The organism is Mesorhizobium sp. BHscii (assembly GCF_053848065.1).
In genome coordinates, this window is record NZ_JBSPKW010000021.1 from 83,336 (window position 1) to 96,065 (window position 12,730).

Annotated in this window: 13 protein-coding genes; 11 read left to right on the forward strand and 2 right to left on the reverse strand. The window is 63.0% G+C overall.

The annotated features are described in order from the left end of the window. Positions 1-84 precede the first annotated feature (84 nt). From ACWTU7_RS24780 to ACWTU7_RS24810, 7 genes are all read left to right on the forward strand, one after another. The gene (locus ACWTU7_RS24780; RefSeq protein ID WP_029348220.1) at positions 85-705 is read left to right on the forward strand and encodes a ribonuclease D; all 621 of its coding nucleotides are present in this window, start codon (positions 85-87) and stop codon (positions 703-705) included. Positions 706-756: 51 nt separating this feature from the next. Further along, positions 757-1,005: a hypothetical protein gene (locus ACWTU7_RS24785; RefSeq protein ID WP_135934665.1), complete on the forward strand. Its 249-nt coding sequence runs from the start codon at positions 757-759 to the stop codon at positions 1,003-1,005. A gap of 105 nt (positions 1,006-1,110) precedes the next feature. After that, positions 1,111-1,365, forward strand: a complete 255-nt coding sequence (locus tag ACWTU7_RS24790; protein ID WP_065010153.1) for a GlsB/YeaQ/YmgE family stress response membrane protein — start codon at positions 1,111-1,113, stop codon at positions 1,363-1,365. A gap of 25 nt (positions 1,366-1,390) precedes the next feature. Further along, positions 1,391-1,537, forward strand: a complete 147-nt coding sequence (locus ACWTU7_RS24795; RefSeq protein ID WP_029348215.1) for a hypothetical protein — start codon at positions 1,391-1,393, stop codon at positions 1,535-1,537. 203 nt (positions 1,538-1,740) lie between these two features. Beyond that, positions 1,741-2,130, forward strand: coding sequence for a hypothetical protein (locus tag ACWTU7_RS24800; RefSeq protein WP_455840665.1), 390 nt, complete (start codon positions 1,741-1,743; stop codon positions 2,128-2,130). A 401-nt stretch (positions 2,131-2,531) separates the two neighbouring features. Then, on the forward strand, positions 2,532-4,787 hold the full coding sequence (locus ACWTU7_RS24805; protein ID WP_455840664.1) for a transglycosylase domain-containing protein: 2,256 nt from the start codon (positions 2,532-2,534) through the stop codon (positions 4,785-4,787). Between the two features lie 103 nt (positions 4,788-4,890). Continuing rightward, entirely contained in the window at positions 4,891-5,643 is a 753-nt protein-coding gene (locus ACWTU7_RS24810; protein WP_065010150.1) for an SDR family NAD(P)-dependent oxidoreductase, read from the forward strand. A gap of 21 nt (positions 5,644-5,664) precedes the next feature. On the opposite strand, the gene ybaL is transcribed toward ACWTU7_RS24810, so the two are convergent. Both ybaL and ACWTU7_RS24820 read right to left on the reverse strand, forming a co-directional pair. Further along, entirely contained in the window at positions 5,665-7,452 is a 1,788-nt protein-coding gene (gene ybaL / locus ACWTU7_RS24815; protein ID WP_455840663.1) for a YbaL family putative K(+) efflux transporter, read from the reverse strand. A gap of 222 nt (positions 7,453-7,674) precedes the next feature. After that, positions 7,675-8,124: a baeRF12 domain-containing protein gene (locus ACWTU7_RS24820; RefSeq protein WP_029348209.1), complete on the reverse strand. Its 450-nt coding sequence runs from the start codon at positions 8,122-8,124 to the stop codon at positions 7,675-7,677. A gap of 393 nt (positions 8,125-8,517) precedes the next feature. Between ACWTU7_RS24820 and cysG the strand changes: the two genes are divergently transcribed. The 4 genes from cysG to ACWTU7_RS24840 are packed head-to-tail and all read left to right on the forward strand — an operon-like array spanning position 8,518 to position 12,727. Beyond that, positions 8,518-9,969, forward strand: coding sequence for a siroheme synthase CysG (gene cysG / locus ACWTU7_RS24825; RefSeq protein WP_455840662.1), 1,452 nt, complete (start codon positions 8,518-8,520; stop codon positions 9,967-9,969). Next, on the forward strand, positions 9,966-10,271 hold the full coding sequence (locus ACWTU7_RS24830; RefSeq protein ID WP_095496873.1) for a DUF2849 domain-containing protein: 306 nt from the start codon (positions 9,966-9,968) through the stop codon (positions 10,269-10,271). The genes cysG and ACWTU7_RS24830 overlap by 4 nt, the downstream gene beginning before the upstream one ends. 46 nt (positions 10,272-10,317) lie before the next feature. Next, the gene (locus ACWTU7_RS24835; RefSeq protein ID WP_095520260.1) at positions 10,318-11,988 is read left to right on the forward strand and encodes a nitrite/sulfite reductase; all 1,671 of its coding nucleotides are present in this window, start codon (positions 10,318-10,320) and stop codon (positions 11,986-11,988) included. Next, on the forward strand, positions 11,963-12,727 hold the full coding sequence (locus ACWTU7_RS24840) for a phosphoadenylyl-sulfate reductase (RefSeq protein WP_065010146.1): 765 nt from the start codon (positions 11,963-11,965) through the stop codon (positions 12,725-12,727). The genes ACWTU7_RS24835 and ACWTU7_RS24840 overlap by 26 nt, the downstream gene beginning before the upstream one ends. Positions 12,728-12,730: the final 3 nt, after the last annotated feature.

Sequence of the window (12,730 nt, forward strand, 5' to 3'; positions counted from 1 at the left end):
AATTCAACTTTCTGTTGATTTTTCATCGGATCGCGGCAAGGACGGGCTAGAGCGACGTGCGTCCAGCCGCGACCGGAGAATACGATGAGCGATATCCGCTTCCATAAGAACGACCTGCCGGGGCTCTTGCACTACGACGTCGGGGCGGTCGCCATCGACACAGAGACGCTGGGGCTCAATCCGCATCGCGACCGGCTTTGCGTTGTGCAGATCTCGCCGGGCGACGGTTCCGCCGACGTCATCCAGATCGCGCCCGGCCAGAAGAAGGCGCCAAACCTCGTCAGCCTGCTCAAGAACCGCAGCATAACCAAGCTGTTCCATTTCGGCCGTTTCGATCTCGCCGTGCTCTACAACGCCTTCGGCGTCATGCCGGAGCCAGTGTTCTGCACCAAGATCGCCTCGCGGCTTACCCGAACCTATACCGACCGGCACGGGCTGAAGGACATCTGCTTTGAGCTTCTCGGCGTCAGCCTGTCGAAAGCGCAGCAGTCATCGGACTGGGCAGCGGAGACGTTATCGCCCGAACAACTCGAATACGCCGCCTCCGACGTGCTCTATCTGCACCAGCTGCGCGATGTGCTGACAGCGCGGCTTGCGCGCGACAACCGGACCAGGGAGGCCGAAGCCTGCTTCCGCTTCCTGCCGACGCGTGCGAAACTCGACCTGATGGGCTGGGATGAGGCAGACATCTTCGCCCATAGCTAAGGCGGAACCTGGTGTTCGCCGCGACGTTCTGTCGGTCCGTGGAGGGATGAAATGGCTGCCAGAAAACCAATCGAAACAGCACCCAAGGATGGCTCCAAGGTCACCGTCTACTGGAAGGACAGCGACGGCGTGATGAACGAATCCATCGCGCAGTACCGGTCGCTCGACCGGCTGAAAGCGGCCGGCGGCGACTGGGACGAGAACGACACCGGCTGGTGGGCCTATACGGACGGTCATACGCAAAGGAAGGTCGAGCCGATCAGCTGGCGGCCTGCATCCGGGGATGGCGACGACGAATGACGCCGCTGGCGGCGCCGGCTCCTTTCCAATAGGTTGGACATGTTGCAGTCGGAGGTCGATTCGGAGCTCTCTGCTCCGCGACCATTCGCTCGGGAGGGATCTGCAATGGGTACTGAGAGCCTGCTTGTCTTCATCATCATCGGTGCCATCGCCGGCTGGCTCGCCGGCCTGATCGTCAAGGGTTTCGGCCTCGGCCTGGTCGGCAATATCGTCGTCGGCATCGTTGGTGCCTTAATTGCCGGCTGGCTCTTCCCAAGGATGGGGTTCGCCATAGGCGGCGGTATATTTGCCTCCATCATCCACGCCACGATCGGCGCGGTGATCCTGCTCGTGCTGATCAAACTGGTGAAGCAGGCCTGATCCTCGAAGCACATCAAGGCGCGCCATGAAGCAGAACATGCTCTATCTCATCATCGGCGCGCTCGTCGTCGTGGTCATCGCGCTCGGCGTCTATGTCTATCGCGAGCAAACCAGGCCGAAGGGCGTGGAACTCAAGATCGACGACAAAGGCATTTCGATCCAGCAGAACTGAGCGGCGTTGGGTTGGCGGCAAAGGTGCCGATGACCTGCCTCATCGGGTCGAAAATTGAGCGCCAAGGCAGGCCGCTCCATCCTTCGATGCACCCGGAGAGAAGCCAACCTGGATACGGAATAAGAGTGACGTATCGACACATCCGCGGTATGATCTTGGTACAGGGAGTTTGGGGCCAACCCACCTACTATTAGGAGGTTGCCATGAGGCACCAAACACTGGACCAACTGCATACGGTGGCAAAGGTACACAGAGACCCAACACCTCCTAGAATGGACCGAATCCAGCGTCTCGAACGTTGGTCAAAACTTCTAGAACGGCAGCCCAGCCGACTCCTTACCGCACTTATCGGGACCGAATATCGTTCGTCGCCGGAGCGCGAAAACATGCGTGGCGAAGGCTCGCCAATATCGGTTGCCTTCGAGGATCCGATTCTGCGCGATGAGGGGCTGAAAGACGACACTTATGGCGAAGCAAAGCGTTTCTTCGAACTGACCGACGATCAGCTCCACGAAATTGTCTGCTACTGCCATGTGGGCGAGACGATGCAATCATCCTGGGCAGCGCTTTCCGTTCGTGATGCGATCGACTAACGCATGATCCACCAAGGTGAATGACTTTGGTGGCAAGGTCATGCGCAGATTCAACGGTTTAGAACGCGATCGAACGCAAGCGACGGTGACTGAGCGGTTGATGCTGAAATACGAGAAGGCCGCCTCGCGAGGGAAAGGCCGTCTCGCGAGGGACGCCATTGTTGCAAACCGCCAGAAGCAAGGAACGCAGCGGTGACGTCCCGCAACGCATTGAATTAACTTCGAACCATTTAACCCGCCCTTAAATCGCCGCATCTACTCTTCACCCGAACGCCATGGAGCGATGTGCGTCCGTTCGGACGCACAGAGTACGCTCTTAGACTTTGAAGCTTCGCATCGTGTTTCCGAAAATCGCGATTTTCGGGCCGATGCGATAGGCATCGGGACATACAGCACAGCGCATGGCGAACCGCAGAGACAGCCGCATCGAACCCAGCTTCGAGGGACCGCCACGGGCGAAATCCTCGGCCGGTTTTTCTGTGAGCGAGGAGGATCGCGTCGTGCCGAGCAACCGCAAGACCTCTGCAAAGCGCCAACCGGCCCGGACAAAATCGTCGCGTCGCGGACGTGGCAAAAGCCGGCGCGGCCTGTTCGGCGTGCTCGGCCGGTTGGCCTACTGGTGCTTCGTGCTGGCCATCTGGGGCGGCATCGCCAGCGCAGGCATCGTCGTCTATTACGGTGCGAAAATGCCGGCGGCCACCACCTGGGCCATTCCCGACCGCGCGCCCAATATCAGGATCGTCTCCGTCGAAGGAAAACTGCTCGCCAATCGCGGCATGAGCGGCGGCGAAGCTGTCGGCCTGCATGAAATGTCAGCCTATATTCCCGAGGCCGTCATCGCCATCGAAGATCGCCGCTTCTATTCGCATTTGGGCATCGATCCGATCGGTCTGTCCAGAGCCATGGTCGCCAACGTTCTCGGCGGGCGTTTTTCGCAGGGCGGCTCGACGCTGACCCAGCAATTGGCGAAAAACCTGTTCCTGACGCCTGATCGCACGCTGGAACGCAAGGTGCAGGAAGTGCTTCTGGCGCTGTGGCTCGAGCACAAGCACACCAAGGACCAGATCCTCGAAATGTACCTCAACCGGGTCTATTTCGGCTCCGGCGCCTATGGTGTCGAAGCGGCCTCGCGCCGCTATTTCGGCAAGAGCGCACGCGATGTCACGCTGCCTGAGGCGGCACTCCTCGCTGGCCTGTTGAAAGCGCCGTCGCGTCTGTCTCCGGCGCGTGACCCGAAGGCGGCCGAGCAGCGCTCGCAGCTCGTTCTCGCCGCCATGCGCGACGAAGACAAGATCAGCGCTAAGGAACTGACCACGGCGATGAGCGCGCCGGCGTCGCGGGTGGCATCCTACTGGACGGGCTCGGAAAACTACGTCGCTGACACCATCGTGGAAGAACTGCCCGACCTGATCGGCGATGTGCGGGGCGACATCATCGTCGACACCACCGTCGACCTCACGCTGCAGAAGCTCGCCGAACAATCGATCCGCCGGCTGATCGACGAGAGCGGAAAGAAGCTCAATGCCAGCCAGGGTGTGCTGGTGTCGATCGACAATTCCGGGGCGGTACGTGCCATGGTCGGCGGCTATGATTATTCGACCAGCCAGTTCGACCGCGCCTCGGAGGCCCGCCGCCAGCCGGGCTCGGCGTTCAAGCCGTTCGTTTACATGGCGGCGCTGGAAGCCGGCCGCACACCAGACAGCGTGCGCAATGACGCGCCGATCAGAATAGGCAAATGGACGCCAACCAATTACGGCGGCAAGTATTTCGGCAAGGTGACGCTGGCGACGGCGCTGGCGAAGTCGCTGAACTCGGTGGCTGCCCAGTTAACCATGGAAGTCGGCCCTGACGCGGTGGTCGAGGCGGCGCATCGCATGGGCATCCAGTCCGACCTCACGGCCAACACCTCGATCGCGCTCGGCACCTCTGAAGTGACGCCGCTGGAACTGACGTCGGCCTATGTCCCCTTCGCCAATGGCGGCTACCGCCCGGACGTACATTTTATCCGCCGCGTGACGACAGCCGGCGGCAAGGTGCTCTACGACAACAATGGTGGCGGCGCCCCGCGCGTCATCAAGCCCAAGATCGTCGGGATGATGAATTCTATGATGACCGGCACTGTCGAAATCGGCACTGCCAGGAAGGCGGCCTTTGCCTGGCCGGCCGCCGGCAAGACCGGCACCAGCCAGAATTCGCGCGACGCCTGGTTCATCGGCTACACCGCCAATCTCACCACCGGAGTCTGGTTCGGCAATGACGATGGCGGTCCGATGAAGAAGGTCACCGGCGGCGCGCTGCCGGCGCAGGCCTGGCATGAATTCATGGTCGCCGCTCATGAAGGCGTGCCGGTGCGGCCGCTGCCTGGAACATGGAGGTCGACGCCCGCGGATAAGATCGTGCAGGACGAAATACCGTCCAACGCGGCGCAACCGGCCCCGGTGCCGTCCGCTTCGGTTGGCCAATCCGCGCCGACCGCCCAAAAAGCGTCGCCGCCTCGCGCCGTGCGTCCCGCCGAAACGGTTGATGCCGCAGGCTTTGGCGTGCCGGGCGGTGGCGGCACCACCGCATCGATCAAGCGCCCGGTGCCGCCTGGCGATGTCGGCGGCCCGGTCAAGAAGCGGCAGACCTCGATCTTCGACATCCTCACCGGCGGCTGACCCCTCGTCATCGCTGCCGTGTTCCGCTACATCTCCGGGTTAAAAGTGCTAGAGCGTACTTTGTGCGCCCAAAGGGACGCACGTCGCCCTAAAGAGATCGCGAATGGCCGAAACCGACACCAGAAAGACAATCGTGCTGACCGGCGCCAGCCGCGGCATCGGCCATGCCACGGTCAAGCGCTTTTCGCGCGAAGGCTGGCGCGTCATCACTTGCTCGCGCCAGGCCTTTGCCGACGACTGCCCGTGGCCGGCCGGTCCGGAAGACCATATCAAGGTCGATCTCGCCGACCAGGAGGATGTCGGCATCGCGATCTCGGAAATCCGCCATCGGCTGGAGGCGCATGGCGGCCAGCTTCATGCGCTGGTCAACAATGCCGGCATCTCGCCGAAGCTCAAGGACGGCAACAGCCGCATGAATTCGATCGACACGCCGATGCATGTCTGGCGCGACGTGTTCCAAGTCAATTTCTTCGCGCCGATCATGCTGGCGCGGGGATTATTTAGGGAATTGGCGTCGGCCAAAGGCTCGATCGTCAATGTCACCTCGATCGCCGGTACCCGCGTGCATCCCTTCGCCGGCACCGCCTATGCGACGTCGAAAGCCGCGCTCGGCTCGCTGACGCGGGAAATGGCGCACGATTTCGGCCCGCACGGCATCCGCGTCAACGCCATCGCACCGGGCGAGATCGATACGGCGATCCTGTCGCCGGGCACGGAAAAGATCGTCGAGACGATCCCGCTGCGGCGGCTGGGGACCACGGCGGAAGTCGCCGACATCATCTTCTTTCTGTGCTCGCAGCAGGCGTCCTATGTGACGGGCTCGGAAATCCACATCAATGGCGGCCAGCACGTGTAAGCGAACGCCGGCGATCGAGGTCTAAGTAATCGGTGCTTTCGGCTCTTCGGCCGCCTCTGTCTTGCCTTCCATCACCTCTTCCACAATCCCACGCGCGATCTCGCGCTCACCCATGATGACCGTGTCGGCTCCGAGCCCCTTGAGATGCTCGACCTCGGCATCGGAATGGGCGCGGGCAATGACGTTGATCTTCGGGTTGGCGGCGCGGGCGCGCAGCACGATCTGTCCCGCCTCGAAGGCGTTGGGGATGGCGAGGATCAGCCGCTTCGCGCCCTCGGGATTGGAAGCAGCGAACACCTCGCTATTCGCGGCGTTGCCGGACACGGTTTCGATGCCGTCGTCCCTGAGCTTCGCCAGCGTCGTGTCGGCATCCTCGATGACGAGGAAGGGCAGGGCGGCCTTCTTCAATGACGCGCCGACGAGACTGCCGACGCGGCCATAGCCGACCAGGATGGAATGGCCGGTAAGCGCTGTCCTGGGCGGCGGGCCGTCCTCTTTCACGGGTGCCGCAACCGAAGCCAGCTGGCCTGGCTCCGTCGCGGGGCCGATCGGCTTTGCCTGGTCGAGCGAAGCCGTCTTGCCGGCGCGCCTTTCCAGCCAGGGTTTCATCCAGTCGACGGCAAGGAACATCAGCGGGTTGAGGACGATCGACAGGATAGCACCGGCGAGGATGAGGTCGCGTCCTTGTTCGGGCAGCAGCTTCAGCCCGACGCCGAGCTCGGCCAGAATGAACGAGAATTCGCCGATCTGGGCAAGGCTTGCCGAAATCATCAACGCGGTCGCGATCGGATAGCGGAAGGCGACGACGATGCCGAAGGCCGCCAGCGATTTGCCGATGACGATGATGGCCAGTGTCGCCAGGATCGGCCAGCCATTGCTGATCAGGCTGAACGGGTCGAACAGCATGCCGACCGAAACGAAGAACAGCACGGAAAAGGCGTCGCGCAGCGGCAGCGATTCCTCGGCGGCTCGATGGCTGAGCGCGGATTCGCTCATGATCATGCCGGCGAAGAAAGCGCCCAGCGCCAGTGAGACGCCGAATAGCTTGGCGGCGCCGAAGGCGACGCCGAGCGCGATGGCCAGCACCGCCAGCCGGAACAATTCACGCGAACCGGTATGGGCGACGTAGTGCAGGATCCAGGGGATGACACGGCGGCCCACCACCAGCATGACGACGACAAAGGCGGCGACCTTGGCCAGCGTGATGCCGACGACACTCCAGATGCCGTAGCTGGCCGGCAGCGACAGCAGGCTGCTATGGGTCTCCCCTTGCTGCTGGCCGCCCAGCACGCCAGCCAACGCCGGCAAAAGCACCAGCGCCAGCACCATGGCCAGATCCTCGACGATCAGCCAGCCGACGGCGATGCGGCCGCGCTCCGTCTCGATCAGCCGCCGCTCCTGCAACGCACGCAACAGCACCACGGTCGAGGCGACGGAAAGCGCCAGCCCGAAGACCAGCCCCGCGCCCATCGACCAGCCGAGCATCCAGGCAAGAGCGGCGCCGAGCGCTGTCGCGAAGCCGATCTGCACGATGGCGCCGGGCACGGCGATGGCGCGGACCGACAACAAATCCTTCAGCGAGAAATGCAGGCCGACGCCGAACATCAACAGGATCACGCCGATTTCGGCCAGTTCATTGGCGAGGCCGGCATCGGCGACGAAGCCCGGCGTGTTAGGCCCGACCAGCACGCCAGCGATGAGGTAACCGACCAGCGGCGGGATGCGGAAGCGATTGGCAATTGCGCCGAAGACGAAAGCCAGCCCCAAACCGGCGACAATGGTGGCGATAAGGGGCGTGTCATGCGGCATGGTCTATGGAGCGCCTTTCAAAAATCACGATGTCGGATATGCACCGCCGGAAGCAGCCGCCTTTGCAATATGGCGGCTCGGATGGTCGAGGCAACCCGCAAATGCCATGAAATCGACGACAGGGATGACAGGAGGCGAGCCGCCTCGGGCTGGCAATGGTTGCTCGAAAAAAGAAGGGGATTGCTGCAAAAAGGAAGGGGCCTGCGCGCCCGATGCCCGCGATCAGGCCGCCTGCAGCAGGTTTTCGATGTCGACGATGGTGTGATTGGTCAGCGTCTTCGAAATTTCCACTGTGATTTTCTCGGCGACTTCCTTGTGCAGTTTTCGACGCATGTCGCCCAGCACCTGCGGCGGTGCGATCAGCACCATCTCCTTGAAGGCGCCGCGATGCGCGAGCTTGTACAGCCGCTCGGCAATTTCGTCGGCGAAACGCTCCTTGCCGAGACGATGCCAGTCGGTGTCCTCGACTGCGCTGCGGTGGACGGAAGGGCCGTCGCTGTAGCGGCCGGGGCGGTCCGAACCTTGCTCACGCGTCGCCGGATTTGCCTGTTCCATTTCCTGCACGACCTGAAGGTCGGGATATTGGGTGTCGCCACGGTTCTCGAGGAACAGCGCCTTCTCGCCGTCGGCCACTACGATCCACAGTCCGCGTTTCAGCTTGAGGTTATTCACGGAGCGCTCCTTTTTTCTGTTTTTCATGGCTTTCTAGGCCCGTCTCTGGAGCCATTGCCGCGGCTGAACAGCCAAGCTCGGATTCGCAGGGCAAACGCGCGCCGACGCAGGAATGTTCCGGTGTTCAGCGCATCGCAGCTTTAGTCTACTAGATTCCTAGAATTTAGAAAAAAGTGTTTTGTAATATACCTCGCTTGTCGCTAGAACCGCGATAGATCAAGGCTCGCAACAGCGGCTTGGATCCGCTCCACTCGTGGCTGTGGAATTTTTTTCTCCTGCCTTTGGTGCTTGCGGAAAAGCGATTGCTTCGCACGAAGCGATGCGCGAGTGCGTTCCTTCTGCTTTTTCGCGCTCGCGCGTAGAACTGCCAGCGTATTCAGGATTCCGCTCGCCATGCCGCAGGCCACCGCCAAGCTCAACGCCTTTCCCGTATTCATGCGGGTCGAGGGCGAAGCCGTGGCCATCGTCGGCGGCGGCGAGGAGGCTCTGGCCAAGGCGCGGCTGATCGGCCAGTCGAGCGCCGTGCTGCGCATCATAGCCGATGCCGCCGAGGCCGAGTTGCTGGCCTTCATCGCCGCGAATGGTGCCATCCACATTGCTGCCGCCTACGATGCCGCGCATCTCGAAGGCGCGGTCATGGCGTTTGCCGCCAGCGGCAATGAGGCGCTCGACCGCCGGGTTGCCGAAGATGCGCGCCGGATGGGCATTCCGGTCAATGCCGTCGACCGGCCGGAGCTGTGCGATTTCTTCACCCCAGCGCTGGTCAACCGCGCGCCGGTCGCCATTGCCATCGGCACGGAAGGGGCCGGCCCGGTGCTTGCCCAGATGCTGCGCAGCCGCATCGACCGCATGCTGTCGCCGTCGCTCGGGCCGCTTGCTTCGCTTGCCGCCTCGTTACGCGGCACCGCTGAGAGATTGCTGCCGAAAGGCAATGCCCGTCGGCGCTTCTGGAGCGACTTTTTCGGCGGCGCGCCGGCCCGCGCCATGGCGGCCGGCCAGCTTTCGCAGGCGCATGATGCCGCCGTTGACCTGTTGCTTTCGAACGCGCCGGCATCGGGCCACATTGCCCTGGTTGGCGCGGGTCCCGGCGCCGAAGACCTGCTGACGTTGCGCGCCCACCGCCTGCTGATGGAAGCCGATGTCATCGTCCATGACGCACTCGTGCCGGAGACGATCGTCGCCATGGGCCGCCGCGACGCCGAGCGTCTGCCGGTGGGCAAACGCAAGGGCTGCCATACCAAGAGCCAGGCCGAAATCAACGCGCTGCTGATTGAACTCGGCCGCGACGGCAAGCGCGTCGTGCGGCTGAAATCCGGCGATCCGCTGGTGTTCGGCCGGGCGGGCGAGGAAATGGCGGCGCTGCGCGATGCCGGCATCGCTTATGAGGTGGTTCCTGGCGTCACCGCGGCCTTCGCCGCCGCCGCCGATTTCGAGTTGCCGCTGACGCTGCGCGGCGTGTCGTCATCTATGGTGTTCACTACCGGCCATGACCTCAAGGGAAATTCGCTGCCTGACTGGGCCAAGCTCGCCATCTCCGGCGCAACGGTCGCCGTCTATATGGGCCGCTCAGTCGCGGCCGAGGTTGCCGGCCGGCTGATCGAGGCGGGCCTGTCGCCGGATACGGCGGTCGGCGTGGTCGAGAATGCCAGCCTTGCCAACCGCCGCCGTTTCCACGGCACGCTCGCCGACCTGCCGTCGCTTGAGGTCCGCGCCGACCTTACCGGCCCGGTCATGACGATCATCGGCGATGCAGTCGCCGGCGCCAACTTTGAACGTTCCGAGCCGCTCGCGGCACACAGGCATGAAGGCGCGGCCCAAACAGCCGCCGAAGGAGCTGAACGATGAAAGTTCTGACCGCAAACCGCCTGACCGACGGCGAAGCCGTCTGGTACGCCAACGGCGGCTGGGCCGAGATCATCGACAATGCCGATGTCGCCCATGATAAGGCGGCTGAAGACCGGCTGGAGGCGATCGGCGCCACGGCTTATGCCAACAACGAAGTGGTCGATGTTAATCTGATCGACGTGACCGTCGCCAATGGTGTGGTCGAGCCGGTCCGGCTGCGCGAAAAGATCCGCGCCGCCGGCCCGACCAACCGCAACGACCTGGGCAAGCAGGCCCGCCCGGAAGCCGCCCGGGCGGCGTAAACGACCACATTGATGAAACGGGCGGACTCGCCCGGAAAGACCAGACATGTACCGTTACGATGAGTTCGATCACGATTTCGTCCAGGCCCGCGTCGCCGAGTTCAGCGATCAGGTCGCGCGGCGGCTTGCTGGCGAGATCACCGAGGATCAGTTCCGGCCGCTGAGGCTGATGAACGGCGTCTACCTGCAATTGCACGCTTACATGCTGCGCATTGCGGTGCCTTACGGCACGCTGAACAGCAAGCAGCTGCGCATGCTCGGCCACATCGCCCGCAAATACGACAAGGGCTACGGCCATTTCACGACGCGCCAGAACATCCAGTTCAACTGGCCGGCGCTGTCGGACATCCCGGCGATCCTGGCCGATCTGGCGAGTGTGGAAATGCACGCCATCCAGACCAGCGGCAATTGCATTCGCAACGTCACCGCCGACCACTTTGCCGGTGCCGCCGCGGACGAGGTCGCCGATCCGCGCCCCTATGCGGAAATCCTGCGCCAATGGTCGTCGGTGCATCCGGAGTTCTCGTTCCTGCCGAGAAAATTCAAGATCGCGGTGACCGGGGCCGAGCGCGACCGCGCCGCCATCCAGACGCATGACATCGGCCTGCATTTGAAGAAAAACGCTGCCGGCGAACTCGGTTTTGCGGTCTATGTCGGCGGCGGTCAGGGCCGTACACCGATGATCGCCAAGAAGATCCGCGACTTCCTGCCCGAGGCGGACCTTCTGTCCTACTGCACGGCGATCCTGCGCGTTTACAACCTCTACGGCCGCCGCGACAACAAATACAAGGCGCGCATCAAGATCCTCGTCCACGAGACCGGTGTCGAGGAGATCACCCGTCAGGTCGAGGCCGAATGGCAGGAGCTGAAAGAGGCGGATCTGAAGCTGCCGGAAGCCGACATCCGCGCCATCGATGCCTATTTCGCGCCGCCGGCGCTGGCCGACCGGCCGGAAGGCGACGAGGTGGTCAAGCTTGCCCGCCTCGATTCCAAGAGCTTTTCGGAATGGCTCGATCAGAACGTGGTGACCCACCGCCATCCTGATTATGCCGCCGTGACCATTTCGCTCAAGGGCATCGGCGAAGCGCCAGGCGATGCCTCCGACAGCCAGATGGAAGCGGTCGCCGACCTTGCCGAGAAATATGCCTTCGACGAGTTGCGCGTCAGCCACGAGCAGAACCTGATCCTGCCGCATGTTGCGCGCGCAGACCTCAAGGCGGTCTATGACGCTCTGGTCGACATCGGACTGGCGACGGCCAATTCCAACCTGATATCAGACATCATCTCCTGCCCCGGCCTCGATTATTGCGCGCTGGCCACGGCGCGTTCCATTCCGGTGGCACAGGAAATCTCGCTTCGTTTCGCTTCGCTTGAGCGGCAGCGCGAGATCGGCGAATTGAAGCTGAAGATTTCCGGCTGCATCAACGCCTGCGGCCATCATCATGTCGGCCATATCGGCATCCTCGGGGTCGAAAAGAAGGGCGCCGAACTCTATCAGGTCACACTCGGCGGCTCGGCCGACGAGAACACCTCGGTCGGCGAGATCATCGGCCGCGGCTTCAGTTCGGAAGAGATCACCGACGCCATCGAGCAGATCGTCGAGACCTATCTCGGCCTCCGGCTCGACAGAAACGAAAAATTCATCGACGCCTACCGCCGTGTCGGTCCCGCGCCGTTCAAGGAGGCGCTCTATGCTGGCGAAGCCAAGGCCGCTTGATCGTATCGTCGACGTCGAGGCCGGCATCGCCGCCGAAGCGGCGGGGCTCGATGCGCTCTATGGTCATCTGAAGCCGCTTGAGATCATCGAGCGGTCGGCCCGGGAGTTCTTTCGCGGCGAAATCGCCGCAGTTTCGTCCTTTGGTGCGGATTCGGCGGTGCTGCTGCATATGATCGCCAAGATCGACCGGACGTTGCCGGTGATCTTCCTCGACACCGGCAAGCACTTCGAGGAGACGCTCGGCTATCGTGACGCGCTCGTTGCCGATTTCGGTCTGACCGATATCCGGGTGATCACGCCGGACGAAGCAGCGCTCGAACGGATCGATCCGACCGGCAATCTGAACGAGACCGACACCGACGCCTGCTGCGACGTCCGCAAGGTCGAGCCACTGGCGCGCGGCGTCGAGCCGTTCCGCGCCTGGTTCACCGGCCGCAAGCGTTTTCAGGCGACCACGCGGGCAGCACTTCCGGTGTTCGAGGCGGTCGGTTCGCGCATCCGCATCAATCCGCTGGCGCACTGGACGACATCGGACCAGGCCGCCTACATGCGCAAGCATCAGCTGCGCGAGAACCCGCTGGTCGCCTATGGCTATCTGTCGATAGGCTGCTTCCCGTGCACGCAGCCGGTGCAGCCGGGCGAGGACGCGCGCAGCGGCCGCTGGGCCGGGCACGCCAAGACCGAGTGCGGCATCCATTTGTCGGGGCTGGAGAAGTCGCTGACCGACGCCTCGCTTTAGGAT

What these genes read in the sequence shown, in the direction of transcription:
- ACWTU7_RS24795 (WP_029348215.1), top strand. Translation starts at nt 1,391, where the DNA reads ATGAAGCAGAACATGCTCTATCTCATCATCGGCGCGCTCGTCGTCGTG.
- ACWTU7_RS24785 (WP_135934665.1), top strand. Translation starts at nt 757, where the DNA reads ATGGCTGCCAGAAAACCAATCGAAACAGCACCCAAGGATGGCTCCAAG.
- ACWTU7_RS24835 (WP_095520260.1), top strand. Translation starts at nt 10,318, where the DNA reads ATGTACCGTTACGATGAGTTCGATCACGATTTCGTCCAGGCCCGCGTC.
- ybaL (WP_455840663.1), bottom strand. Translation starts at nt 7,452, where the DNA reads ATGCCGCATGACACGCCCCTTATCGCCACCATTGTCGCCGGTTTGGGG.
- ACWTU7_RS24805 (WP_455840664.1), top strand. Translation starts at nt 2,532, where the DNA reads ATGGCGAACCGCAGAGACAGCCGCATCGAACCCAGCTTCGAGGGACCG.
- ACWTU7_RS24780 (WP_029348220.1), top strand. Translation starts at nt 85, where the DNA reads ATGAGCGATATCCGCTTCCATAAGAACGACCTGCCGGGGCTCTTGCAC.
- cysG (WP_455840662.1), top strand. Translation starts at nt 8,518, where the DNA reads ATGCCGCAGGCCACCGCCAAGCTCAACGCCTTTCCCGTATTCATGCGG.
- ACWTU7_RS24840 (WP_065010146.1), top strand. Translation starts at nt 11,963, where the DNA reads ATGCTGGCGAAGCCAAGGCCGCTTGATCGTATCGTCGACGTCGAGGCC.
- ACWTU7_RS24810 (WP_065010150.1), top strand. Translation starts at nt 4,891, where the DNA reads ATGGCCGAAACCGACACCAGAAAGACAATCGTGCTGACCGGCGCCAGC.
- ACWTU7_RS24790 (WP_065010153.1), top strand. Translation starts at nt 1,111, where the DNA reads ATGGGTACTGAGAGCCTGCTTGTCTTCATCATCATCGGTGCCATCGCC.
- ACWTU7_RS24800 (WP_455840665.1), top strand. Translation starts at nt 1,741, where the DNA reads ATGAGGCACCAAACACTGGACCAACTGCATACGGTGGCAAAGGTACAC.
- ACWTU7_RS24830 (WP_095496873.1), top strand. Translation starts at nt 9,966, where the DNA reads ATGAAAGTTCTGACCGCAAACCGCCTGACCGACGGCGAAGCCGTCTGG.